The 24,122-nt window shown below is 42.5% G+C and carries 25 protein-coding genes and 1 pseudogene; 22 read left to right on the forward strand and 4 right to left on the reverse strand.

Annotated elements, in window-relative coordinates:
* Positions 1 to 7: 7 nt before the first annotated feature.
* The 8 genes and pseudogenes from EDD69_RS01420 to EDD69_RS01455 all read left to right on the forward strand — a co-directional run bounded on the left by EDD69_RS01420 (position 8) and on the right by EDD69_RS01455 (position 7,840).
* Positions 8 to 781 carry an enoyl-CoA hydratase/isomerase family protein gene (locus tag EDD69_RS01420; protein WP_132947177.1) on the forward strand — a complete coding sequence of 258 codons (774 nt, stop codon included), beginning with the start codon at positions 8 to 10 and terminating at the stop codon, positions 779 to 781.
* Positions 782 to 1,093: 312 nt separating this feature from the next.
* Positions 1,094 to 2,284: a CaiB/BaiF CoA transferase family protein gene (locus tag EDD69_RS01425; RefSeq protein ID WP_132947178.1), complete on the forward strand. Its 1,191-nt coding sequence runs from the start codon at positions 1,094 to 1,096 to the stop codon at positions 2,282 to 2,284.
* Between the two features lie 183 nt (positions 2,285 to 2,467).
* Positions 2,468 to 3,623 (forward strand): annotated as a pseudogene (locus tag EDD69_RS01435) (IS256 family transposase).
* A 535-nt stretch (positions 3,624 to 4,158) separates the two neighbouring features.
* A complete protein-coding gene (locus EDD69_RS01440; RefSeq protein ID WP_132947227.1) occupies positions 4,159 to 5,379 on the forward strand; it encodes an IS110 family RNA-guided transposase in 1,221 nt (406 codons plus the stop codon).
* A gap of 175 nt (positions 5,380 to 5,554) precedes the next feature.
* Positions 5,555 to 5,701 (forward strand): hypothetical protein, encoded by a 147-nt coding sequence (locus EDD69_RS15180; protein ID WP_165871697.1) that lies wholly within the window; start codon positions 5,555 to 5,557, stop codon positions 5,699 to 5,701.
* A 48-nt stretch (positions 5,702 to 5,749) separates the two neighbouring features.
* Entirely contained in the window at positions 5,750 to 6,535 is a 786-nt protein-coding gene (locus EDD69_RS01445; RefSeq protein ID WP_165871698.1) for an SDR family oxidoreductase, read from the forward strand.
* A 79-nt stretch (positions 6,536 to 6,614) separates the two neighbouring features.
* Positions 6,615 to 6,992: a hypothetical protein gene (locus EDD69_RS01450; protein ID WP_132947181.1), complete on the forward strand. Its 378-nt coding sequence runs from the start codon at positions 6,615 to 6,617 to the stop codon at positions 6,990 to 6,992.
* Between the two features lie 359 nt (positions 6,993 to 7,351).
* On the forward strand, positions 7,352 to 7,840 hold the full coding sequence (locus tag EDD69_RS01455) for a DinB family protein (protein ID WP_132947182.1): 489 nt from the start codon (positions 7,352 to 7,354) through the stop codon (positions 7,838 to 7,840).
* A gap of 186 nt (positions 7,841 to 8,026) precedes the next feature.
* Here EDD69_RS01455 and EDD69_RS01460 read toward each other — a convergent pair whose 3' ends face one another.
* The 3 genes from EDD69_RS01460 to EDD69_RS15185 all read right to left on the reverse strand — a co-directional run bounded on the left by EDD69_RS01460 (position 8,027) and on the right by EDD69_RS15185 (position 10,853).
* Positions 8,027 to 9,268 (reverse strand): glutamate-5-semialdehyde dehydrogenase, encoded by a 1,242-nt coding sequence (locus EDD69_RS01460; RefSeq protein WP_132947183.1) that lies wholly within the window; start codon positions 9,266 to 9,268, stop codon positions 8,027 to 8,029.
* Positions 9,265 to 10,389 carry a glutamate 5-kinase gene (gene proB, locus EDD69_RS01465; protein WP_132947184.1) on the reverse strand — a complete coding sequence of 375 codons (1,125 nt, stop codon included), beginning with the start codon at positions 10,387 to 10,389 and terminating at the stop codon, positions 9,265 to 9,267. Before proB ends, EDD69_RS01460 begins: the two co-directional genes overlap by 4 nt.
* Positions 10,390 to 10,706: 317 nt before the next feature.
* The gene (locus tag EDD69_RS15185) at positions 10,707 to 10,853 is read right to left on the reverse strand and encodes a hypothetical protein (RefSeq protein WP_165871699.1); all 147 of its coding nucleotides are present in this window, start codon (positions 10,851 to 10,853) and stop codon (positions 10,707 to 10,709) included.
* Positions 10,854 to 11,155: 302 nt separating this feature from the next.
* On the opposite strand from EDD69_RS15185, the gene EDD69_RS01470 reads away from it, so the two are divergent.
* From EDD69_RS01470 to EDD69_RS01480, 3 genes are read left to right on the forward strand one after another with little or no spacing between them, the layout of a single operon-like run.
* Positions 11,156 to 12,055 carry an ABC transporter ATP-binding protein gene (locus EDD69_RS01470; RefSeq protein ID WP_132947185.1) on the forward strand — a complete coding sequence of 300 codons (900 nt, stop codon included), beginning with the start codon at positions 11,156 to 11,158 and terminating at the stop codon, positions 12,053 to 12,055.
* A complete protein-coding gene (locus EDD69_RS01475; RefSeq protein WP_132947186.1) occupies positions 12,048 to 13,283 on the forward strand; it encodes an ABC transporter permease in 1,236 nt (411 codons plus the stop codon). Before EDD69_RS01470 ends, EDD69_RS01475 begins: the two co-directional genes overlap by 8 nt.
* Before the next feature lie 12 nt (positions 13,284 to 13,295).
* A complete protein-coding gene (locus tag EDD69_RS01480; protein WP_132947187.1) occupies positions 13,296 to 13,673 on the forward strand; it encodes a PH domain-containing protein in 378 nt (125 codons plus the stop codon).
* 89 nt (positions 13,674 to 13,762) lie between these two features.
* Here EDD69_RS01480 and EDD69_RS01485 read toward each other — a convergent pair whose 3' ends face one another.
* Positions 13,763 to 14,245: a PCYCGC motif-containing (lipo)protein gene (locus EDD69_RS01485; protein ID WP_132947228.1), complete on the reverse strand. Its 483-nt coding sequence runs from the start codon at positions 14,243 to 14,245 to the stop codon at positions 13,763 to 13,765.
* A 190-nt stretch (positions 14,246 to 14,435) separates the two neighbouring features.
* Here EDD69_RS01485 and EDD69_RS01490 point away from each other — a divergent pair, with 190 nt between their 5' ends.
* The 11 genes from EDD69_RS01490 (at position 14,436) to EDD69_RS01540 (ending at position 23,989) form a co-directional block, all read left to right on the forward strand.
* Complete coding sequence (locus tag EDD69_RS01490; RefSeq protein ID WP_132947188.1) at positions 14,436 to 16,400, forward strand: FapA family protein; 1,965 nt, start codon at positions 14,436 to 14,438, stop codon at positions 16,398 to 16,400.
* A 222-nt stretch (positions 16,401 to 16,622) separates the two neighbouring features.
* Positions 16,623 to 16,982: an ArsR/SmtB family transcription factor gene (locus EDD69_RS01495; RefSeq protein ID WP_132947189.1), complete on the forward strand. Its 360-nt coding sequence runs from the start codon at positions 16,623 to 16,625 to the stop codon at positions 16,980 to 16,982.
* Entirely contained in the window at positions 16,975 to 17,922 is a 948-nt protein-coding gene (locus EDD69_RS01500) for a permease (protein ID WP_132947190.1), read from the forward strand. Before EDD69_RS01495 ends, EDD69_RS01500 begins: the two co-directional genes overlap by 8 nt.
* A 15-nt stretch (positions 17,923 to 17,937) precedes the next feature.
* Positions 17,938 to 18,168, forward strand: a complete 231-nt coding sequence (locus EDD69_RS01505; RefSeq protein WP_132947191.1) for a thioredoxin family protein — start codon at positions 17,938 to 17,940, stop codon at positions 18,166 to 18,168.
* Between the two features lie 118 nt (positions 18,169 to 18,286).
* A complete protein-coding gene (gene sugE, locus EDD69_RS01510) occupies positions 18,287 to 18,607 on the forward strand; it encodes a quaternary ammonium compound efflux SMR transporter SugE (protein ID WP_132947192.1) in 321 nt (106 codons plus the stop codon).
* Between the two features lie 98 nt (positions 18,608 to 18,705).
* On the forward strand, positions 18,706 to 19,146 hold the full coding sequence (locus EDD69_RS01515) for an Rrf2 family transcriptional regulator (protein ID WP_132947193.1): 441 nt from the start codon (positions 18,706 to 18,708) through the stop codon (positions 19,144 to 19,146).
* A 102-nt stretch (positions 19,147 to 19,248) separates the two neighbouring features.
* Complete coding sequence (locus EDD69_RS01520) at positions 19,249 to 20,109, forward strand: VOC family protein (RefSeq protein WP_132947194.1); 861 nt, start codon at positions 19,249 to 19,251, stop codon at positions 20,107 to 20,109.
* Positions 20,110 to 20,262: 153 nt separating this feature from the next.
* The gene (locus tag EDD69_RS01525) at positions 20,263 to 20,565 is read left to right on the forward strand and encodes an ArsR/SmtB family transcription factor (protein ID WP_132947195.1); all 303 of its coding nucleotides are present in this window, start codon (positions 20,263 to 20,265) and stop codon (positions 20,563 to 20,565) included.
* Between the two features lie 231 nt (positions 20,566 to 20,796).
* Positions 20,797 to 21,765 (forward strand): iron-hydroxamate ABC transporter substrate-binding protein, encoded by a 969-nt coding sequence (locus tag EDD69_RS01530; RefSeq protein ID WP_243643007.1) that lies wholly within the window; start codon positions 20,797 to 20,799, stop codon positions 21,763 to 21,765.
* Positions 21,766 to 21,947: 182 nt separating this feature from the next.
* Entirely contained in the window at positions 21,948 to 22,973 is a 1,026-nt protein-coding gene (locus EDD69_RS01535) for a FecCD family ABC transporter permease (RefSeq protein ID WP_243643008.1), read from the forward strand.
* A complete protein-coding gene (locus tag EDD69_RS01540; protein ID WP_132947198.1) occupies positions 22,970 to 23,989 on the forward strand; it encodes a FecCD family ABC transporter permease in 1,020 nt (339 codons plus the stop codon). The genes EDD69_RS01535 and EDD69_RS01540 overlap by 4 nt, the downstream gene beginning before the upstream one ends.
* Positions 23,990 to 24,122 lie beyond the last annotated feature (133 nt).

Raw genomic sequence — 24,122 nt, forward strand, 5'->3', positions numbered from 1 at the left:
TTTTTGGATGTCAAACGAACTGTATATAGAAAAAAACGGGGCGATCGCGACAATTGTCATCAATCGCCCCCAGAAAAAAAACGCGTTCACGCTAGCCATGTTTAAGGAATTAGGAGCTTTATTAGATGAATTGGAGACAGATAAAAATGTCAAAGTGCTTGTTGTGCGCGGAGTAGATGAAACAGCTTTTTCCGCTGGCGCCGACATTAGCGAGTTTTTAGAAGTTCGTTTTTCTGCAGAAAAAGCGAAAAAATACAACGATTTTGCGCTTGAATCCATTGAAAAGTTGTATCGATTTTCAAAACCGACGATTGCGCTCATACAAGGTTTAGCTATTGGCGGAGGACTTGAGTTAGCAAGTTCATGTGATTTTCGCTTTGCTGCAGAAAATAGCAAACTTGGGATTACGGCTGCAAATATTGGTATTGTCTACAATTTAACCAGTACAAAACGATTATACAATTTGATTGGACTATCCAAAACAAAAGAATTGCTTTACACAGCGAAACTCATTTCCGCAAATGAAGGGAAAGAGATTGGTTTAATCGACTACGTTTATTCGAGTGAGGAAATCGAAGAGAAATGCTTCGAATTTGCTAAACAAATCATCCAAAAGTCGTCTGTTGCTATTTCTGGAATGAAAAAAGTCATTCAATCGGTGGTTGACGGGGAAAATGAAGAATCAGAAGCTATTTCAGAAATCATTTTAGCTTCTTATTGTTCAGATGATTATAAAGAAGGTATCCAAGCATTTATGGAGAAGAGAAAGCCCAACTTTTGAGGAAAGATGATTGACAAAAAAATGACGATGACAACAAGCAATGACGCATTTCTAGTATCAGCTCTACATGGTCCTTTCCAATCTCTTTTGAATAATAAGAGGAAGCTGCGAAGAAAAACTCTCAGTGGGCGCCATTTGCTGCATTCGTTCGGCTATAACATACAAGTCGTTTAGAAGCCAAAACTTCAAACGAGGTTAGTGGGGGGTTTAGCCATTTGGAAGAAAAAGGACCCCTCTCATTATTGTACACATCAAGTATAGAAGATCTTCGTAACGTCCAAATCGTGAACTTATAAAAGGTGGAGATCGACAGTGAAACAACCTTTGCAAGGCATGAAAGTTATTGATGTATCGCAGGTATTAGCGGGACCATACTGTACAATGGTGCTTGGAGATATGGGGGCAGACGTTATTAAAGTAGAAAAATTCCCAAAAGGTGATGATACCCGTGCAATGGGTCCGTTTATTAATGGAGAAAGTTATATGTACATGATGGTCAATCGTAATAAGAGAGGGATGTGCATTAATTTAAAAAGTGAAGAAGGTAGACGTATTTTACTTGAACTCGTAAAATCGGCAGATGTGTTTGTCGAGAACTTTCGGCCAGGTGTCACGAAAAAACTAGGCATTGATTATGATACGCTAAGCGCATTGAATCCTTCTCTCATTTATTGTTCTATTTCTGGTTACGGGCAAACAGGGCCTTATCGTGAAAAAGGTGGGTTTGACATTATCGCGCAAGGCTTCTCAGGAATAATGGACATGACCGGAGAACGGAACGGAAAGCCAGTTAAAGTAGGCATTGCCATTCATGACATTGCGGCCGCTCAAACAGCTCTTCAGTCTATTTTAGCTGCATACATACATCGTTTGAAAAGCGGCGAGGGTCAATATATTGATGTTTCTCTAGTGGATTCGGGACTTGCTTGGACCGTTTGGGAAGCAGCAGCTTATTTTGGTAGCGGCGAAGTCCCGCGGCGGAATGGAACGGCGCATCGCGTGTCAGCTCCTTACCAAGGATTCCGTACAAAAGATGGATTTATATTAATTGGAGCTGCGAATCAAAAGCTATGGGAAATATTCTGTTTACACGTTGTGAAAAAGCCTGAATGGTTGGAAGATAAACGTTTTCTGACAAATAGTTTACGTGCAAAACATGTCGAGGAGTTAACAGAAGAGATTGAACAAGTGTTAGTGAATCATGATTCGAGCTACTGGCTTAAATTGTTAGACGAATACGGTATTCCGTCTGGACCTGTTTATTCGTATGATCAAACACTAGCGGATCCACATATTCAAGCGCGCGATATGATACTTGAATATACGCATCCAGTCGGTGGAGTGATGAAAACGTTAGGGTTTCCTGCTAAATTCTCGGAAACACCTTGTCAACTTACCAAACCCGCGCCTTTACTCGGACAACATAATCAAGAAATATTGCAGGATCTGGGTTATACAGATGAAGAGATTGAAAAGTTACGGCATCATGGAATTGTGAAATAGTAAATGATCGCTAATGTTATATTTTGAAAGATAATAGGTAAAATCGAATTCTTGAGACACTTCCAAACATATAAAAAGATGATGTATAAAATTTTGTGTAAAGCATTTTGCTAGAACAAAAGAAAAAAGGTAGGGTATTCTCTGATTAAACCCAAACATTCCAGAGAAAGGAGAACCCTACCTATGTCTAAAAGTATACCGAATTTAGACTGGGTCAATCAACTGGAAACGCCATTCGTCAATTTGTAAAGGAAAAATTAGAACTGATCATGCGGGAAGAAATCAAGAATTTCCTCGAAATAGAACAGGCCGGAACGTCGAATATGAGAAACGGCTACTATCAACGAAATCTAGATACACAATATGGCCGGATTGAAGTTCTTTTGGTCCCTAGAGACCGAAACGGAGAATTTCAAACCCAATTACCGACGCCACACCGGCTGGCTTGAGGAAGCCATCATCAGGATGTATCAAAGTGGCATGAGTACACGTGAAATTGGCAAGTTTATTGAACGAATTTTAGGCAATGCCTATTCTCCTGCAACGATCAGCCGTATTACCGATGTAGTGAAGGAAGACATCGAGAAATGGCACACTCGTCCACTGCACAAGCGTTATTCCGTCTTATATTTGGATGGTTTATACGTAAAACTTCGTCGCGAAACCGTGGAGAAAGAAGTCATTTATGTGGTGTTAGGGGTGAACGAAGAAGGATATCGCGAAATTTTTGATTTCTTTGTGGGAGGACAAGAAAGCGCCTATGTATGGCAGGAAATTCTTCAAAACCTCTACCAAAGAGGCGTCAAGGAAGTGCTTCTGGGCGTATTCGATGGACTACCGGGGTTGGAGGAAGCCTTTAAGGCGGTTTATCCGAAAGCCGATGTACAGCGTTGTGTCGTTCACAAAGTCCGTAACACGCTCAATCGTGTTCGGAAAAAAGACCAATTTGAAGTGGCCGAGGAATCTCAAGCTGATTTATCGCGCGCCGAATAAGGAGATGGCGTTACAGATGTTTCAACAGTTTGAATCGAAATGGTCCAGCAAATATCCGAGAGAAGTCCAATCTTGGGCCAATGAGTTGGATGTCCTCCTTACATTTATGGATTATCCAAGCAGTATTCGAAGTGTGATTTACACGACCAATGCCATCAAACGAACGATCAAGGAGATTCGGAAACGTCTAAAGCCGATGAACAGTTTGAATAGTTTAGAAGCCGCTGAAAAAATCGTGTATTTGACCATTCAAGATTTTAATGAGAAATGGGCAGAGCGAAAGTTGCGAGGATTTGCCGAAGCACAGGAAGCCCTTCAACGAATGTTTGAAGAACGTTATCATTAACTAAATACTGTAAATAAACAAAATAGGGGGATTCTCCCTTTCCACACAGGAGACTGAATATTCAGTCTCCTGTGTGGAGGAAACTAGTTCCCTATTCATTCCAAATCCATTTCAGAGAAACCCTACCCCCATTATATTACACAAGACGGTACCTATAAAAACCTAATTTTGTATTATAATGGTGTAAAATTGTATGGATAGTATTTTAAAAGAAAGGACGTTATAGGATGGAATGGCGAAGTGTTATAGGGGAAATGGTTGGTATTGCAGTTATTATTGTTATATAGACTCCCATGACAAAAAAATTTCGTCACCATCGGAAGGATGAAAACAACCTTCTGTCGAATGGTCTCCTTGCAGCTGGGGTCATGAGGTCGTTGTATCTATGGTACGTAAAAGTCCGATATATAGACGGACCCCAGTAGTCTGGTGCACTACGGAATGTCGCTCCCTTGAGGGAAGCACGCAGGATAGAATGCTTGAACAAAGGCTACTGCACCAGCTGTTTTTGAGAACGAAGCAGGGAGGGAGACTGATGCGCGTCTTGTATGAACGCTGTTGCGGATTGGACGTGCATAAGCAATCGATTACGGCTTGCGCCCTTACCCCTGAAGGAAAAGAGATTCGCACGTTTGGTACGCTGACCGACGATCTCGAGGAGTTGGTGGATTGGCTGAAAGAAAAAAAGGTGACGCACGTTGCCATGGAGTCGACGGGCGTATATTGGAAGCCAGTGTATAATCTCCTCGAAGCAGAGCCGATCGAAGTGCTTGTCGTCAATGCCCAACACATCAAAGCGGTTCCCGGGCGAAAGACCGATGTCAAAGATGCTGAATGGATCGCGGACTTGCTTCGCCATGGATTGCTAAAAGGGAGTTACATCCCTCATCGGGCTCAGCGGGAGCTCCGGGAACTGGTCCGTTATCGGCGCAGTTTGATCGAGGAACGAGCACGGGAGCTCAACCGCATCCAAAAAGTGCTGGAAGGAGCCAATATCAAACTTTCTTCGGTCGTATCCGACATCAACGGGATATCGGCCCGGCTCATCATTCGCGCCCTTATCGAAGGAAAGGACGATCCGGCGGCCCTCGCCCAGCTCGCCAAAGGGCGGTTGAAACAAAAAACGGAAGAGCTCCGGCGCGCGTTGAAAGGAATGATAGGGCCGCATCAACGCATGATGCTGGCCGAGCAATGGCGTCATGTGGAGTATTTAGATGAAGCGATTGCCCGGTTGGATCGAGAAATCGAGGAACGAACGAGCCCTTTTCATGAAGCGCTGGAGCTCATCGATACGATCCCGGGAGTGGGGCGGCAAAGCGCGGAACAAATTGTAGCGGAAATCGGGACGGATATGAGCCGGTTCCCTACCGACGCGCACTTGGCCTCATGGACCGGAATGGCTCCCGGGAATCATGAGAGTGCAGGGAAACGGTTGTCAGGTCGAACGAGGAAAGGGAACAAGAAGCTAAGGTCGTGCCTCGTGGAATGCGCCCGTGCCGCCGCCCGAACGAAGAACACGTACCTATCGGCCAAGTATCATCGGATCGCCAAACGAAGAGGAGCGAATCGAGCGAGTGTCGCGGTCGGGAGAACGATTTTAGAAATGATCTATTACATCTTAACTCGAAAGGAACCGTATAGAGAGTTGGGAGCCGACTACTGGGATCGGCAGCGAGAAGCGAGCATCGTGCGTCAAACGGTGAAACGATTAGAGGGGTTAGGGTACGAAGTGAAACTGGAAAAAACGAGTGCATAGCACTTATTAACCATATATATACTGAAATACCTTCCTTTGGAATTTAATTCCGAAGGCTAGACGGGTTCCGTTTTTTGTCTTAAATGGTGTTTTCAGGATAGATTCAAGTTGAGTTTCCGACATATTTCATCGTGAATAGAAGGTCGCTTTTCTGCCATAGGCGGCAAGATTTTTCTTGCGGCCCCAGCATGCTAGAAGCATGCTGATTCCGAACGTAAAACGCATGGCAGACAAATTCATTTGTCTGATGGCGTTTTCGTTCGGGGAAGTGGCAGAAAAGCTTGTTTATGTCGGAAAATTAATCTTATCATATATAGTTTGATTGCTGCGGTTCAGGCTGTAAAGAGGATCAAAGAATAGGAGTGAGTTTTTGTTGGTTGAGCTATCATTACAAGGGAAAATTGCAGTGGTAACAGGCGTCAGCAGGATGAAAGGAATTGGCGCTGCGATTTGTGAGGCGTTAGCGGAAGCGGGTGCGGACATTTTTTTCACCTATTGGCGAGCATATGATGAATCGATGCCATGGGGAGTGGAACGAAACGAGCCGCAGTTGATTAAAAGAAAAATAGAGGAATTAGGTGTGGCGTGCCACTGTCTCGAGCTGGATTTATCAAAAGAAGATGCGCCAAAGACATTATTGCAAGCAGTCATAGATACGCTAGGAGAGCCGGATATTTTAGTAAACAATGCCTGTTACTCTTATCCAACAGATTATTCATCCTTGACAAGCGAGATGTTGGATCATCATTATTTCATCAACGTCAGGGCGCCGATCATGCTTAGCGTTGAATTTGCGAAAGCATTTCAAAAACAACGAGGCGGTCGGATCATGATGATGACATCGGGGCAATCATTGGGACCGATGCCGGGAGAGGTTGCCTATGCTGCGACAAAAGGGGCGATTGACGCATTTGTGAAAACGTTCGCTGTCGAGGTGGCACCAAAAGGAATTACTGTTAATGCGGTCAATCCGGGGCCAACGGATACAGGCTGGATGAATGAAGAGATCAAACAACACCTCCTTCCTAAGTTTCCGTTTGGCCGGATTGGCACACCTCATGATGCGGCTCGACTCGTTCGTTTTCTAGCAAGCGACGAAGCAGAATGGATTACGGGTCAAGTGATTCATTCGGAAGGCGGATTTGTAAGAGGATAGCGGTGAACCACTAAATATGTTTGGAAGCGCCATGCCCTAGCATGACAGGGTGTCACGAGAATGATGAAGGTGATGAAAGATGGTTAAGGAAATCAATTGGATGAAAGTTGCATGGTTTTTTTTATCTTTCGTTCCCGTTCCTTTTCTTTTTCATTTTTACGAATATGGACAGCATTCCCAAAGGAAAGAAGCCCCTTTTTTAATGATCGGGTTTTTGTTGGCAATCATTTTAGCAGGAGTTGCGGCTACACAAGTAAAAATCATTCTTGTTTTTTTAATTAATTTGATTACCATGATTTTTTCTTTATTTTTGGCTGCTTCTTTTATTCCAAATGATCCATATTGGTTTACAGTTGTCGGGAGAAATGGTGCAGTTGTTTTCATTGCGATTATTTATTTGATTGGACAGTTATTGGTAAGGTGGATTGTGCGAGTAGCAGGTAGAAATCATGTGTAGTAAACGATACATAGTCATGTTCTGATAAGAAACAAAGGTGTTCAATAAAAAATTCAAAAACATGTTTTACGGCAACAGTATAATAACTTCTATATTAATGTATAAACTCCGAAGGCGGATTTATAAGAAGTTAGCGGGGGATTCATATGTGGGGAAGCCCCCCGATTTTTTTAATTCCTAGATCTAGTCCGTTTTATTTGCTTGATGAACAAACGTGTTGGCATCACGAAGTTCGACCCCTTTTGAAAAAGATTGCTTCATCCAATCTTATAGTAGAAAATAACCGGGATAGGTAGTAGGAATTCTGAAAAATGAAGCGAAATGGTTGTATATTGTAAAAATCGGGAGAGGATGAAAAAATGAAAAAGTTAACATTACAATTTTTTGATTACCACTCATGGGCAAACAAACAACTGATCGAACATTTAAGCAAGTTACCAAAAGAAACTATGAATAAGGAAGTAAATAGCGTTTTTCCTTCCATTTCACACACTTTTGCACATATGTATGCTGTCGATGAATTATGGTTTCTAAGGATAAGCGGAAAAAGTGTGAATTCCATCGAATCAAAACCATTTAAGACCATACAAGAAATAAATGATGCATTTACTGATTTACACAATGAGATGTTGAAATTTCTCGATCTTAAAGATGATTTGGAACAACCAGTCATTTATACGAACACGAAAGGAGAGCGTTTTCGTAACAGCATCCGTGAAATTGTTTACCATATCGTGAACCATGGAACTTATCATCGCGGCAATATTGCAGCGATGATTAGGCAATTGGGTTATCAAGGAGTATCGACAGATTATATTTACTATTTAAGGAACACGGACAAGGAATAGCATGACGATCAAGTGACTATGAGCTACCGTCACATCACATTACCTACTTTATAACGAAATGCGCATCCAAAACAAATGCGGCATGAGTCCGATTGTTTTTCGAACCCATGCCGCATGAGTGGCGCTGTCTACTTGACAGATGCTCGTTCATTCTTCGGAGGCTGGCATTTTTTCATTGTAAAATCGTTATAAGCGAATTTGTCCTGTGCCGTATACAATCGATTTCGTTGTGGTGAGCGCCCGCAATCCCATTGGACCGCGGGCATGCAATTTTTGGGTGCTAATGCCGATTTCTGCCCCGTAACCAAATTGTTCGCCGTCTGTAAAGCGGGTGGATGCGTTATGGTAAAGAACGGCGGCATCTACCGATTGAAGAAATAAGTTTACATTTTTATCATCTTCAGAAAGAATCGCTTCGGAATGTTTCGTGCCATATTGATCAATATGCTGAATGGCCTCTTTTACATCTTTGACCAGTTTCACGGCTAAAATGGGCGCCAAATACTCCGTGCTCCAGTCCGTTTCATTGGCTTGATGCACAAACGAGTATGAGGAGGCAAGCGTATGGTCGCCGCGAAGTTCGACGCCTTGGTTGTGCAATGCCTCGAATAACTCCGATACATAAGGCCAGTTTTCGTGAATTAAAACCGTTTCGACGGCGTTGCAAACCGATGGGCGTTGGAGTTTGGCGTTTAGGGCAATGTCGATGGCCATTTGTTTTTGGGCGGATTCATCAATAAAAATATGGCAATTGCCAACGCCGGTTTCTAAAACAGGGACCGTTGCGTTTTGAATGACCGATTGGATGAGGCTCGCGCCGCCTCGCGGAATTAATACATCTAAATATTCATTCAGCCGAAACATTTGCTGGGCGGTTTCGCGGCTTGTATCTTCTAAAAGCTGGATTGCATCTGTAGGAATTGAAGAATGTTTCAAAGCTTGTTTCATCACGTGAACGAGTGCTTTATTGGAATGGAGCGCCGATGAACTTCCGCGCAACAGCACCGCATTTCCTGCTTTTAAACAAAGGCTCGCCGCATCGACGGTGACATTTGGGCGCGCTTCATAAACCATGCCGATGACGCCAAGAGGAACGCGAATGTTTTTGATTCGCAATCCGTTTGGCCGAGTCCATTCTTCTACGGTTTCGCCAATCGGATCAGGCAATTCGATCAGTTGACGAACGCCGTCGACCATTTGCATCATGCGTTTGTCTGTTAATTGCAAGCGATCGATGAGAGCAGGAGAAAGTCCATGTTCTTTTCCAAGAGCAACGTCTTTTTCGTTTTCTTGAAGAATCCATTCTTTTTGCTCCATCAGGGCGTCGGCCACCATGGCTAGCGCCTCATTTTTTTCATTGGCCGATCGAATCGCTAATGTTTTTGCTGCTTCTTTTAATCGCTTTGCTTTTGTTTGTAGCTCGCTCATTTTACAAAACTCTCCTTTCTTAACGGTACCCAGTTATCGCGATGGATGACTTCCGGGCGTTGATGGATGGAATATGATTTTGCTTGGTCGCTTGCCCATCCTTTCACTTTTTCTAAGTCGGCGGAAGAGTAGTAAATTTGCCCTCGGCCGATGACGGTTCCCTTCTGATTGACGACTTCGACGACATCAAGCGCTTGAAATGTGCCGAAAATGTTCGTTACACCGGCTGGCAGCAAACTTTTCCCTTTATGCAAAAGGGCGTTCTCTGCTCCTCCGTCGATTTCAATTTTCCCGGCAACGTGCGCATGATAGGCGATCCATTGTTTACGCATTTGCATGTGAGGTTGAAACGGAGCGCCGATATATGTGCCATTTCCTTTTCCTTCTAAAATGTCACGAAGTTTTTCTTTTCCTTCGCCGGTTCCGACAAACACGCTAACTCCAAATGAAAGTGCTTTTTGCGCTGCGAGAAGTTTTGATTTCATCCCTCCGGTTCCGACAGACGAACTGCTTCCTCCCGCTTTCTCGATTAAATCGTCCGTGATTTCAGCGAGAAAAGAATATTTTTTGGCATCCTTATTCGTTTTCGGATTGCGATCGTACAACCCGTTAATATCCGTTAAAATGATCAACGCATCGGCATGTAAAAAACCGCTGACGAGAGCAGATAGCATATCGTTGTCGCCGAAGGTCAACTCTTCAATAGAGACGGAATCATTTTCATTGATGATGGGCAATACCCCGCGCTCAAGCAATTTAGATATGGTGGAAAATAGGTTATGAAATCGCTCGCGGCTGTAAAAATCTTCTCTCGTCAATAAAATTTGTCCCGTTACAATGCCAAATTGCCGAAAAACAGAAATGTAGCCTTGCATTAATAAACCTTGACCGACGGCTGCTGCTGCTTGTTTTCCCGCTGTTGTTTTCGGTCTTGATGCATAGCCAAGCGAGCCGAAGCCAGCGGCGACTGCGCCTGAAGAGATTAAAATGACTTCATGGCCTAGCTGTTTTAAATAGGCGAGCGCTTCGACATGATCGAAAAGCTTTTGTTCAGAAAGCGCGCCTTTTTCATCGGTGAGAGAACTGCTGCCGATTTTGACGATCACTCGCTTCTTTTTCACAACATCATCCTTTCTTATTTTTAAAATAAAAAACGCTTTTCCCCTCCTTGTAAAAGGACGGAAAAAGCGTTCCGCGGTACCACCTTTTTTGGTGCGTGTGCACCCAACTCTCGTCCCGTAACGCGGGAAAGACGGCTTATGTTTGCATAAGCGGCCATCTAGGGCAGGTTCAATCTACTTCCCGTGAGGAACCTTCCAGCCTATGAGTTCCATTCTCTTGCACGTTCCATAGATTTACTAGTCCCGTACCGTTTTTTGTATGAATGATTTTTCTGAAAATTATCCATCGAAAAAGGAATTTTGTCAAGACTTATAAATCAATATATATATGATAAGCTTAATTTTCCGACATAAACAAGCTTTTCTGCCACTTCTCCGAACGAAAACGCCATCAGACAAATGAATTTGTCTGTCATGCGTTTTACGTTCGGAATCGGCATGCTTCTAGCATGCCGGGGCGGCAAGAAAAATCTTGCCGCCTATGGCAGAAAAGCGGTCTTCTATTCATGATGTGATGTGTCTGAAACTCAACTTGAATCAATATAGCATGCTAAACGATGCGATGACCGCAAACCAAACGTATAAAAAAGAAGAATTTTTTGAGAGTTTATGAGCGCAGTTGAGGTGAATAAATAATAACATTTTTTATAAATATCCTTTTATAACCATTATTTTGTATTATAATAGTAAAGGACTGAAAAATTATGAAACTTTTTCCTGTTTTCGTCGTAATGCATACAAAAGAAAAAGGGGAGAGGTGTTGTTTATGGGTTTACGATTACGCCATGTGACGAAGCGGTTTGGCGATTTTGTGGCGGTCGATGATGTGACCATCGATATTCCCGAGCAGGAAATGTTCGGCTTTTTAGGAGCAAACGGGGCAGGGAAGACAACGACGTTTCGGATGATTTTAGGGCTCTTGGATCCGACGGAAGGAGAAATTACGTGGAACAATCAGCCGATTACATATGAAAGCAGCCATCTCATCGGCTATTTGCCTGAAGAGCGCGGCTTGTATCCAAAGTTAAAAGTGAAAGAGCAGCTCATCTACTTAGGGCGATTGCGCGGAATGGATAAGGAAACAATCGTAAAGGAAATGAGACGTTGGCTTGAGCGTTTTAAGGTGCCGGAGTACGAGAATAAAAAAGTCGAAGAGCTATCGAAAGGGAATCAGCAAAAAATTCAATTCATCGCCGCGGTCATTCATCGGCCGAAGCTTTTAATTTTAGACGAACCGTTCAGCGGTCTCGATCCGGTGAACGTCGAGCTGTTAAAAAAGGCGGTTATTGATTTGAAAAACGAAGGGACGACGATCGTTTTTTCGAGCCATCGCATGGAACATGTCGAAGAGCTTTGTGAACATTTGTGCATTATGCATCGCGGCAAGCCGATCGTGCACGGTTCGTTAAAAGAAATTAAACGTTCGTTTGGCAAAAAAAATATTATCATTCATGCCGATTTCTCGCTTGAGGAGCTGCGGACGTTTCCGGGTGTTGTGAAAGCGGAAACGACGGCGGAAGGAATTCGCTTGCAAATTGAAAACGAAGAAGTCTCCCAGCAAATTCTTGCACATATTTCGCAAAAAGGATTCATCCGTAAATTTTCGCTCGAAGAACCGTCGTTAAATGACATTTTTATCGAGAAAGTAGGTGCGGCGTATGAATAAATTTTGGATTGTGCTTTCGCATACATATGTATCAAAATTAAAGTCAAAATCATTTTTAATTTCCACCATCATGACGACCTTGCTTGTTTTTGGCATCGCAAACATCGATCGCATTATTGAGCATTTTAATAAAGATAGCGAAAAAACGATCGCCATCATCGACAGAACGAATGCATTGTATGAACCGCTCAAGGAGCAACTGAAAGCAAATGGAGCGAAAGAAATCAAAGTCGTTAAATCCAATAAAAGCGAAGAGCAAGCAAAGAAAAAGGTGCAAAATGAAGAATGGTACGCTTATGTTGTGCTTGATTATGATGAAAAGCAGCTGCCGAAAGCGACGTATTATGCGATGACGATTGCTGGTAGCGACGTTCCAACACAACTTGAACAGGCGCTTCAACAGTTGAAGATGACATTGGCAACAGCGAAAATAGGTTTAAAACCTGAACAGATGAAAGAACTATATGCCCCTATTGTGTTTAACAAAATCGCGCTTGAAAAAAATGCAAAAACGGAAGAACAAATTAATCAAGCACGCGCGATTATGTATGTGCTTTTAATTGCAATGTATATTTTTGTCATTATGTACGGCAGCATGATTATGATGGAAGTGGCGACGGAAAAGTCATCACGGGTGATGGAAATATTAATCTCCAGCGCGCCGCCTGTACAACAAATGTTTGGAAAAATTTTAGGCGTTGCTTTGCTTAGCTTAACGCAGTTCGTCATCATCTTTACGATCGGTTACACATCGTTGCAAAACAGCGATTTACTCGCGGAGCTTTTAGGGACAGAAAACATGCCGATTGGCACGATCTTGTATGCGATTCTCTTTTTCTTGCTTGGATATTTTTTATATGCAACATTGTTTGCGCTTCTCGGTTCGTTAGTGAGCCGTGTTGAGGACGTTCAACAAATCGCCACCCCTGTGTCGATGCTTGTCGTCGGTGCGTTTTTCATTGCGATGTTTGGGTTAAATTCTCCTGATGCACCATTTATTACGGTGACGTCATTTATCCCGTTTTTCGCACCGATGATTATGTTTTTGCGCATTGGCATGTTGAATGTTCCTGCATGGGAGATCGCTGTTAGTCTTCTCTTGCTTGTCGGTACGATTGTGTTTTTCGCGATTGTTGGGGCAAAAGTATACCGCGGCGGTGTGCTCCTATACGGCCAATCGTCGTCTTGGAAAGATTTGAAACGCGCATGGCAACTAACAAAAAAATAGGGGGAATATACAATGGGTTTTTTGGATGGATTAATGGGAAATGCGTCTGAAGTGAATGTAGCGGAATTGCAACGTGAGTTTTCGAACATTTTGGCAGAAGGGGAGCAGATTGAAAAAGCATATAAACTTATTCGCGATCTATTTTTGTTTACAAACAAGCGCTTAATTCTCGTTGATAAACAAGGGCTAACGGGCAAAAAGGTGGAGTATCATTCCATTCCTTATCGCAGCATCACTCACTTTAGCATCGAAACAGCGGGAAATTTCGATCTGGATGCTGAATTAAAAATTTGGATTTCCGGAAGTGCCACACCGATTCAAAAGCAGTTTAACAAAAGCTTAAACATTTATGAACTTCAGCGCGTCTTAGCAACGTATGTGTTGAAGTAAAAAAACCGAGCCGTGCTCGGTTTTTTTACAGCGGTTTGGGACGTATGTGTTGAAATAACGAAAAAACCAAGCAGGTGTGCTCGATTTTTTTAAAGTGGCTTCGTTGGAGTTGGTTTCGCGTATCCTTCTTTATAGGTTTCATCAATCATTTGGCGAATTTCTTTCATCGATTTTCCGTTTTTGTATTCACGAATGGACGTTGCGGCGATCTCTAAGCAAACACCGCATTTGGTTGCATGGTCGTCCCAAACAATGGAGCCGTCTTGTTTGTTTTCGTATACAAAACAATCGTAGTTGTTTTGGTGGCCAGCTGATTCACCGCAACCGCAATAACAAGGGATGTGTTCTAACAACGTTTGATGTTGGGCAGCTTGTTGATAGAGAAGGGTCATATTTTCGTCATGTTTGTGTAAAAAAGAAGGAAGTTTGTCAACGGATGATGTCGTTTCGCGAACATCTCCTGAACTTGTTACATGTTTCGTTGCTGGATGGGTTGTTTCGTTTGTCGAGCAAGCGCTCAAAACTAAACTGAATGACATGATCCAAGTTCCAATCCATATTTTTTTCTGCATGGCGATTGTCATCCTTTCAACTCTCATCGTACATTTTGAATCTACCATATGGAATGAGGAAGAGCAAATCGTTATTGCTTTTTCAATAAAGAAAAAAGAGAACGATTGTCCGACTTTTGACACTATTCCTAATAAAATTTTTGTATATAATGGAATTAAAGTAAAATCAGCGAAAGATGGGGAGAGGAAAGTGGAGAGTATTATTTCAAAAGGAAACACAGTAGATGAAGCGATTCGCGCAGGATTAAAGGAATTGAATGCGGCACGTGAAGAAGTTTCCGTAGAAATTATCCAAGCTGAAAAAAAGAGGTTGTTTGGCATCGTTTCGCGGCCGGCGATCGTCAAAATTACAAAAATAAAGCAGATGCAATCGGTTACAAAGGAAATAGAAGAGACTGACTCGTTAGAAGGGAAAGTATGGCTGAAAGATGGAAAATTGTTTTATCGATGTTCTTCTTCGCAACGCCCGACCATTACAGTCGGCAAAGGGGTGAAACTGTTTAAAAACGGTGAAGAAGTGAACGGAACGGTTGAGTTAGAGGAGAATGACGAACTGCAGATCAGCGTCGAGGAAGATGAAAAAATAGATGCAAAATGGGATGTGACGATGGATAAACGGAAAATCCAAGCGGTTTTGACGATTGAGCCTGCCGTTCGAAGACGCTATGTTTTAAAGGATATTCCTCCCACAAAGCATATGCATTTGCAAGCTCATCTGGAAACGGAAGTGGAACATGATGTGCAATATGAGCAAATCATTGAAAAACTAAAGGAATTGCACATCGTATACGGAATAAAAGAATCCAACATTATGGAAGCGCTTCAAGCAACTGAAAAAACGAGTGTGGTTATTGCTGAAGGAATCGAACCTGTGGAGGGAAAAGATGGCTGGGTAGAGTTAAAAGTTGGGAACGAGAATGCTAGAAGACCGAAGCTTCGCGAAGACGGGACGGTTGATTTTCGAGAAATGGAAATGATCACAAACGTTTCAGATGGACAATTGGTCGCCGTTGTTCACCCGCCACAACCTGGAGTGCCGGGAATTACCGTCACGAACGAGGTGATCCCTTTTCGTGAAACACACCCGGTGACCGTGCAGTTAGGAAAAGGGGTGGCCATGAGCGAAGACGGAACGGAGATTGTCGCCGTTCAATCCGGTCGCCCGGAAATCATCGAGAAAGGGCGTACTGTGATTGTCTCCATCATTCCGAAGTTCGTTCATCAAGGAGATGTTGATCTTTCTACAGGAAACATTCGCTTTAAAGGGGACATTGAAATTACAGGAAACGTTCAAGACGAGATGGAAGTAGAGGCACTCGGCAATGTCGTCATTTTTCAAAACGTGAACCGAGCGAAAATTCAAGCGCAACAATCGATATTCATTCATCGCAATCTCATCAGCGGAACGGTCATTTCAGGGGAAAATAAAATCGTGCTCTCTGAATTGGCGTTATTATTAGATGAAATTAAACAAAAATTGGAGAGAATGATTTTGGCTATTCGACAAATGATCATGTCATCAAAAGTGCAAGATAAAGATATTTACTTTTTAATAAGAAGAATGTTAGATACTAAGTTTCATTCGCTTTTTGAAACGATGAAACAATATCAAAACATTTGTCGAAACAAGCGAGAGCACATAAGTGAACAATGGATCGAAATGGGGAATAAATTACAATCCTATTTCTTCGCTGAAAAGCCGAATCATTTCCACTCTTATAAAGGTCTTGAGAATTTGTTGCGTGAATTAAATATATTTATCAGCCAACACGAGCAGCATGAAAGTGATTTAATTGAGCTGTCCTATGCGATGAATAGCGTCATTCGTTGTAGCGGAGATGTCATTGTTTTCGGAAAAGGTTGCTACAATTGCAATATTTATGCCGGAGGGGAGTTAAAGGTCAACGGAGTGTTGAGAGGCGGAGAAGCGTTCGCCCGGAAAGGAATAAAAGTAAGAGAAGTCGGTTCTTCAATGGGGGTTACGACGTTGCTTGCCGTTCCGAAAGGGGAAACCATTCAAATGGATAGAGTGTGGGAAGGGACGGTTATTCAAATCGGAAAGAAAAAGTATACGTTTTATGAAGAAAAGCGATTGATTGAAGCAAAGTGGGATAATGAGAAAGATGATATTATTTTACATTCAACATCTAGTTGATCCGATGTCTGAGAATGGATGCAGCGTTGCGATTGCTTTTGCTTGGCAACGCCGTGCAGTTATTGAAACAGATCATTCGTTCTGTTGAACAAAAATGCTTTTAGCCGTGTGCTAAAGGCATTTTATTTTTTCACCTTCTTCGGAACGTTCACATAATATTCATTTTTGCCACTATAAAACTAGAAAAATAGTTTTATAATAAAAACGAAAGGAGGAAGCGGAATGGGGGACGCTTGGAAAGTAAAAGATGAATGCGAAGTAAAAGAGATCATTGAAAAATCAAAACAACACTTGCCTTTTCTTGCAGAAGAACGATTGTTACAAGAGCGTGCGGAATTTTTCAAAGCGTTAGGCGATGAGACGCGCTTACGCATCATCGGAATGTTAATGAATGCTGATTTGTGCATGTGCGAAATTACAGCTGGACTACAATTGCCACCTTCAACGGTAACCCATCATCTCAAACTGCTTGAACGTGGGAATGTTGTAACGGTACGCAAGGAAGGAAAATTTACGATCTACCGTCTGAATAAAGCGCTCGTCCTTCCACACCTGTTGGGAAGAAGGGAAGAGCATGTTTAAAAAATTGGCTGATTGGTTTGTTGAAGATGTATTGCATTTATCGGTTACATCGAAACTAGGTGGAGCCGTTCATTTTTTCATTTATGATACGACGAAAATTTTAGCGTTATTATTGGTTATGGTTTTTATTATTTCGTTTATACGAAGCTATGTTCCGCCTGAGAAAGTAAAAATGTGGCTAAGTGGAAAGAAAAAAGGCATCGCCAGTGTCTTAGCAGCGTTGTTAGGAGTTGTCTCTCCGTTTTGTTCGTGTTCGACCGTTCCGCTTTTTATCGGTTTTGTCGAAGCGGGCATTCCGCTCGGGATTACGTTTACATTTTTAATCTCGTCTCCGATTGTGAATGAGATTTCACTCGTTATGTTGTTTTCGATTTTCGGTTGGAAAATTGCTGTGTTATACGTTTTATTTGGCATTATTCTTGCGATCATCGCAGGATGGGTGATCGGAAAATTACGAATGGAAAAATATGTAGAGTCTTATGTGTATGAAATTAAACTAGGAGAAACACCGATTGAAGAAATGACGATCAAGCAAAGACTAGTTTATGCAAAAAATAATGCCGTCGATACGGTGAAAAAAATATGGTTGTTTTTATTGATTGGGATCGGCATCGGTGCATGGATTCACGGCTATGTCCCTGAAGATTTCCTCGTTCGCTATGCGGGAAAAGATAATCTCTTCGCTGTACCGATCGCTGTCGTTCTTGGCGTTCCGCTTTATTCAAATGCGGTCGGTTCGCTTCCGATGATTGAAGCATTAATGCTAAAAGGGATCGCTCCTGGGACTGCTCTTTCATTCATGATGGCGATTACCGCTTTATCGTTTCCAGAAATGGTGTTGCTTCGCAAGGTCATTAAGCCGAAGCTCATCGGCATCTTTGTGGCAGTGGTAGCCATTGGCATCATCGCCATTGGATATATATTTAACATTATTTTATAAAAGGAGAGAGGAACGATGACAATTAAAGTATTGGGAACAGGCTGTAAAAAATGCAAAGAGCTTGAACAAAACGTTCGTGAGGCGATCGCTCAATTAGGTATTAATGCCGACGTGCAAAAAGTCGAAGAAATTCCACAAATTATGCGTTACGGTGTGATGAGCACACCAGCGCTTGTCATCGACGAAAAAGTTGTTTCCGCCGGAAAATTGCTTTCTGTCGAAGAAATTAAAGCGTTATTAGCATAAAAGGCGCTATCCGATGAGGACGGCGCCTTTTACGTTTCATTTGATAAAAAAATACAAATCATTTATCATGTTCAATTGTATAAATACGGAAAAACTAAAAGGAAAGGGAGGATAGGAAATGGCATGGGTATATCTCGTCATCGCGGGCATTTTTGAAGCAGTGTGGGCGGTCGCTTTAAAATATACGTTCGGATTTACGCGACTCGTTCCGTCCGTTATTACCATCGTAGGAATGATCATTAGTTTTTACTTTTTGGCGCTGGCGACAAAAGTGTTGCCGATTGGAACGGCGTATGCCGTATGGACAGGAATTGGAGCGGTTAGTACAGTTGTCATTGGGATGATTTTGTTAAACGAACCCGTCAGCGCTTCAAGAGTCATTTTTTTGCTTTTTATTTTAATTGGCATCATTGGCCTGAAACTAACATCTGCTCATTGAGCAACGAAGAACTCCTCGCGGGAAGGAGTTCTTTTACAAATATTTCTTGACATTTTGTTTCTGTTGTAACTATAATGGTTACAAAGGGGTGGAAATATATGAAAATTAGCAGTCGATTTGCAGTTGCTGTCCACATTTTAGCATTGTTAGCGTTGGAAAAAAATGTGCTTTGCACATCCGAATGGATTGCTAGAAGTGTCAACACGAATCCGGTTGTTGTGCGCCGAGTGATTGGGATGCTAAAAAAAGCTGGCTTAGTTGAAGTCCGTCCTGGTACAGGAGGCGCTTTTCTTGCCAAAGATATAGAGGACATTACGTTGCTTGATGTATACCAAGCCGTTGAAGCAGTAGGAGAAGGAGGATTGTTCCAATTTCACGATCATCCGAATCCTCATTGTCCAGTAGGGGCGAACATTCAATCGGTTCTCGAAGTGTTTTTATTACGCGCACAAACGGCGATGGAACAAGTATTAGGAGAAATTCGTTTAAAAGAGTTAGTCACCAATTTAGCGCAAAAAATGGGAGAGGGGAGTGATTAATTTTTTTTAAATTAGATGTAACTAAAATTGTTACAACTAACTGCCGTGATGATCTTTCCACCTTCTCATGATCAATTAAACGAAAGAAAGGAATGATATTGCATGAATGAAATCATTCACCCAGAAACAGAAATTGGCCACGTTCATCTTATTGTTTCAAATCTTGATCGCTCGCTCCGTTTTTACCAAAATTTGATTGGATTTCAGATTTTGAACAAAGAAGAAAATAAGGCGACGTTAACGACAGATGGCGTTACGCCTTTACTTGTGTTAGAAGAGCGAAAAGATGCGATATTAAAGCCGGCCCGAACAACGGGATTGTATCATTTCGCCATTTTGGTTCCTAATCGAGCAAGTTTGGCTCGTTCTCTCCTTCATTTGCTGCAAAGCGGATATCCATTGCAAGGCGCTTCCGACCATCAATTTAGTGAAGCGATTTATCTGACAGACCCTGATGGCAACGGAATTGAAATTTACGCTGATCGTCCTGTCGAACAGTGGGAGCGGACAGAAAGCGGGGAATATAAAGGGATTACCGAACCTTTAAATGTAGAGGACTTATTAGCTGAAGCAGGGAATGAGCGATGGTTAGGTCTTCCAAAAGAAACGAAAATCGGCCATATTCATTTGCATGTTGGCAACATTGAAGAAGCGGATGTATTTTACCGTAACGGATTAGGATTTGAAGCGACGATACGAATGGGGAACCACGCATTGTTTTTATCTGCGGGCGGCTATCATCACCATATTGGAGTTAATACATGGGCTGGAGTCGGTGCTCCTCAACCGCCAGAGAATGCGACGGGACTACGTTTATTTTCGATTTTATTGCCGAATGAAGAAGAATTAAAAAAGGTTGTGGAACGGCTGAAAAAGATTGGTGCATCTGTTGAGCTTGAGCAAGAAAAGGCAGTCGTCAGAGATCCATCAGGCAATCAAATTCAATTGCAAGTTAAGCAGTAGCTTATCCACATGAAAATCTACTCATCATCTCGGTATGATCGTCATCATGACATCGTTGAAACATCGAATGTCACTTGACAGATCGAAAAAGAGGGAGTACACTGGTAAACAAAATGTTTAAACATTTAAACGAAACGAGAAAGAGATGAAACGATGAGCGAAAAAGCGATGGAATTATTTCGTGCGTGTATTCCGCTGTTTCAAACGTTAAGCGATCCGCATCGGCAAGATATTATTTTGTTGCTGGCGGAGCACGAAGCGTTGACGGTGAATGAGATTACGGAGCATTCGCGCCTATCAAGGCCAGCCATTTCACATCATTTAAAAATTTTGCGAGATGCCGGACTTGTGAAAGTTGAACAGAAAGGGACGCAGCGTTATTATTTGCTTTCGCTTGACAACGCTGTGCAGCTGTTGAAACAACTCATTCAATCCGTTGAACAAGAATGCCTTTAGCCGTGCGCTAAAGGCATTTTATTTTTTATTTATATGCAACATGAAAAATGAAACAGAGTTCATTACAGGAATGTCGAGTGGGATTGGATATGCATTTGCGAAACGATTTGTCTAAGTCGGTGAATTTTCTTAAATTTGAAAATCTAGCTATATGGATTGACAAATATAATGATAATCATTATCATTATATTGGGATTGATAATCGTGATCACACAAAAAGGGGGATTACACTTGAAAAAAGGATTATTACTAGTATGTTCACTCTTACTTCTTTTGTTCATGGGCGCATGCGGAAAACAAGAAGAGAGCGTTGCGTCTGATAAGCAAAAACAGCCAAAAACAGAAGAAGCGACAACACGAACATTTAAAATGGCAAACGGAAAAGAAGTGGAGATTCCAGCTCATCCAAAGCGAGTCGTGATGCCGTATGAATTTTTAGGAAATGCGTTGGCGCTTGGAGTAAAACCGATCGCAACAACGCAAGCGGTGATGGAAAATCCTTTTATCAAAGATCAAATCAAAGGGATTGAAAACGTCGGAAATCCGATTTCACTTGAGAAAGTAACAGAATTAAACCCAGATTTAATTATTGTATATTTAGATGATCAATATGAGCAGCTATCGAAAATTGCGCCAACGGTCGTGATTCCGTTTGGACATTATAAAGGCATTCAAGAAGAAATTCGTGTGTTTGGGGACATCCTTGGAAAGAAAGAGGAAGCAGAAGAATGGATCAAACAATTTGAAGAAAAAGCGGCTGCTGCTCGTGAAAAGTTACAAGGTGTCATCGGCAAAGATGAGACGGTCGGCATTTATGAACTGCAAGGAAAAGATTTTTACATATTTGGCGATAATTTTGGACGAGCAGGACAAGTCATTTATAACGCGTTGCAATTAACTCCGCCGGAGAAGATTAAAAAAGAAGTCATCGAAGGACCGCAGCAATGGAAGATGATTTCCTTAGAAGCATTGCCTGATTATGCGGCTGATCATATGTTTTGGACAGTATACCGCACAGAAGAAACGGATCAAGTAGAAAAGGAGATGAAAAATAGCGCCATCTGGAAAAATCTAAATGCCGTCAAAAACAATCATGTATATGAAATGAAAATGGAAAATGTATGGTTTACCGACGCCATTTCGCTAGAACATCAGCTTGATCTTGTTGTCGATACATTGCTTTCCCATCATAAAAAATAATGTGGTATGATAGATATGAAATCAGTTTTTAGACTTTTCTGCCAATCTCTTGAACAAAATCGGACAAATTCATTTGTCCGATTTTGTTGCAGTTCGACAAGATTTTCTTTCCGAACTTGGCAGAAAAGCGTTCTTCTTTTTTTGCACTTATAGATAAGATGAAGAGAAAACAGGTGAAAATCATGAAAAACGATACAGTGAATCTGCATTCGCGGCCATGGATCGCGATGATGGTACTCGTCGGTGGACTTGGTGCGATCGTTTTAGGGATCATGTTATCGATTTCGGTTGGTGCGGCGGACATTCACTTTTCAACCGTATGGGAAGCGCTTGTTCATTACAATCCGAATCGAACGGAACATTCGATTATTCAAGATTTGCGTCTTCCGCGGTCGCTTGCGGATGTTTTAGTAGGCGCCAGCTTTGCGGTAGCGGGTGCAATCATGCAAGGAATGACGCGAAACCCTCTTGCAGATGCCGGACTTTTGGGGTTGAACGCTGGATCGACGTTGATGGTAGCCATTTGCTTCGCGTTTTTCCCGGGATTGTCCTATAATTCTTTGATTCTATTTTCCTTCTTAGGAGCAGCTGTTGCAGCAGGGCTCGTATACGGGATTAGCTCGTTGGCACGAGGCGGCTTAACGCCGGTTCGTCTTGTGTTGGCAGGAGCAGCCGTAAGCGCATTGTTAACAGCGCTGAGCGAAGGAATTGCGCTTCATTTTCAGTTAAGTCAAGAATTAGCGTTTTGGTATGCAGGCGGAGTGGCTGGAGTCAAGTGGAGCCAGCTGAAAATCATGTTCCCTTGGCTTGCGGGGGCTTTAATAGGCGCATTGCTTTTGTCGCGTTCGATTACGCTACTGAGCCTAGGAGATGACGTAGCGACAGGGCTAGGACAAAAAACGGGCTTGGTCAAAGCGCTCAGCATGATGATTGTGCTTCTTTTGGCAGGAGTATCTGTATCGGCGGTCGGACCGATTGGATTTGTCGGACTTGTCGTTCCACATGTTGCTCGTTTTTTCGTCGGTGTGGACTATCGCTGGATTATTCCTTGTTCGGCTGTTCTCGGTGGAGTATTCATGATTATGGCTGATATTGGTGCAAGAATGATCAACCCTCCTTACGAAACGCCAATCGGTGTGTTATTTGCCCTTATCGGTGTTCCGTTCTTCCTTTATGTAGTGCGAAAAGGAAGGAGGGAATTTTCATGAATGGCACGGAGCGACGCAAGAACGTTCAGCGTCTTGCCATACTTGCAGTTTTTTCTGTTCTGATTCTCATTGTGTTTGTGATCAGCATGAACACAGGATACAGTCGGCTATCTCCGCTTGAAGTGTTTCAAACGCTATTTGGAATGGGAACCGAAAAGCAAGAGTTGATTTTGTTTGAATTTCGCTTGCCTCGCATTGTCATTTCCCTCCTTGTCGGAGCCGGATTGGCCGTATCGGGCTGCATTATGCAGACCATTTCTCGCAATGCGTTAGCCGATCCAAGCATTTTAGGAATTACGCATGGAGCGGGGGTAATGGTCGTTTTATATTTATCGTTTTTCCCAACACAGTTGGACGTTCCCGTTTTATTTTTGCCGATTCTTGCGTTTATCGGCGGTTTGTTAGCGGCTGCTCTTGTGTTTGGGTTGTCTTATGAAAAATATGAAGGGTTGTTGCCAACGCGTCTTGTTTTAACAGGAGTGGCAGTTGCGGCTGGGTTGAGCGCGCTTATGACGGTTCTTTCTCTTCGGTTGAGCCGAGAGCTTTATCAATTTGTGGCGGTATGGTTGACCGGAAGCATTTGGGGAGCAACGTGGGATCATGTGTTAGCGCTTTTACCTTGGATCATCGTCTTATTTGTTTTTGTCTATTATAAAGCGCTCGTACTTGATGTGTTATCATTAGGAAAAAACGTTGCCACAGGACTTGGGGCGTCTGTTTCAAAAGAACAAGTAATACTGCTAGCTGCTGCGGTCGGGCTTGCAGCTGCTTGCGTGTCTGTCAGCGGAGGCATTGGATTTGTCGGTTTGATTGGTCCGCATTTAGCGCGACGACTCATCGGTCTGAATCATAAATATTTGCTGCCAGCCTCGGCGCTAGCAGGGGCTCTATTGTTGCTGACCGCCGACACGATTGGCCGCACGATTCTACAGCCGTCAGAAATTCATGCCGGAATCGTGGTGGCAGTTATCGGAGCACCGTATTTCTTGTATTTGCTAGCCCGGTCCAATCATTAATTCTGGAATGTTATAAAAAGGAGAGGGTCAAACCCTCTCTTTATTTACAATAAAGGAATATACAAGTTCAAGAAATAAGCTCTACATGGACATAACAGTTTCAATTGACATTTACGTAAACGTAAATTAGAAT

It is taken from the genome of Thermolongibacillus altinsuensis (assembly GCF_004341205.1).
GTDB lineage: Bacteria > Bacillota > Bacilli > Bacillales > Anoxybacillaceae > Thermolongibacillus > Thermolongibacillus altinsuensis.

Bases quoted from the DNA above. Each gene is read 5' to 3' on its own strand.
- EDD69_RS01420 (WP_132947177.1), top strand. From the start codon at position 8: ATGTCAAACGAACTGTATATAGAAAAAAACGGGGCGATCGCGACAATT.
- EDD69_RS01440 (WP_132947227.1), top strand. From the start codon at position 4,159: ATGCGCGTCTTGTATGAACGCTGTTGCGGATTGGACGTGCATAAGCAA.
- EDD69_RS01450 (WP_132947181.1), top strand. From the start codon at position 6,615: ATGGTTAAGGAAATCAATTGGATGAAAGTTGCATGGTTTTTTTTATCT.
- EDD69_RS01455 (WP_132947182.1), top strand. From the start codon at position 7,352: ATGAAAAAGTTAACATTACAATTTTTTGATTACCACTCATGGGCAAAC.
- EDD69_RS01460 (WP_132947183.1), bottom strand. From the start codon at position 9,268: ATGAGCGAGCTACAAACAAAAGCAAAGCGATTAAAAGAAGCAGCAAAA.
- EDD69_RS01470 (WP_132947185.1), top strand. From the start codon at position 11,156: ATGGGTTTACGATTACGCCATGTGACGAAGCGGTTTGGCGATTTTGTG.
- EDD69_RS01475 (WP_132947186.1), top strand. From the start codon at position 12,048: ATGAATAAATTTTGGATTGTGCTTTCGCATACATATGTATCAAAATTA.
- EDD69_RS01480 (WP_132947187.1), top strand. From the start codon at position 13,296: ATGGGTTTTTTGGATGGATTAATGGGAAATGCGTCTGAAGTGAATGTA.
- EDD69_RS01485 (WP_132947228.1), bottom strand. From the start codon at position 14,245: ATGCAGAAAAAAATATGGATTGGAACTTGGATCATGTCATTCAGTTTA.
- EDD69_RS01495 (WP_132947189.1), top strand. From the start codon at position 16,623: ATGGGGGACGCTTGGAAAGTAAAAGATGAATGCGAAGTAAAAGAGATC.
- EDD69_RS01500 (WP_132947190.1), top strand. From the start codon at position 16,975: ATGTTTAAAAAATTGGCTGATTGGTTTGTTGAAGATGTATTGCATTTA.
- EDD69_RS01505 (WP_132947191.1), top strand. From the start codon at position 17,938: ATGACAATTAAAGTATTGGGAACAGGCTGTAAAAAATGCAAAGAGCTT.
- sugE (WP_132947192.1), top strand. From the start codon at position 18,287: ATGGCATGGGTATATCTCGTCATCGCGGGCATTTTTGAAGCAGTGTGG.
- EDD69_RS01515 (WP_132947193.1), top strand. From the start codon at position 18,706: ATGAAAATTAGCAGTCGATTTGCAGTTGCTGTCCACATTTTAGCATTG.
- EDD69_RS01520 (WP_132947194.1), top strand. From the start codon at position 19,249: ATGAATGAAATCATTCACCCAGAAACAGAAATTGGCCACGTTCATCTT.
- EDD69_RS01525 (WP_132947195.1), top strand. From the start codon at position 20,263: ATGAGCGAAAAAGCGATGGAATTATTTCGTGCGTGTATTCCGCTGTTT.
- EDD69_RS01535 (WP_243643008.1), top strand. From the start codon at position 21,948: ATGAAAAACGATACAGTGAATCTGCATTCGCGGCCATGGATCGCGATG.
- EDD69_RS01540 (WP_132947198.1), top strand. From the start codon at position 22,970: ATGAATGGCACGGAGCGACGCAAGAACGTTCAGCGTCTTGCCATACTT.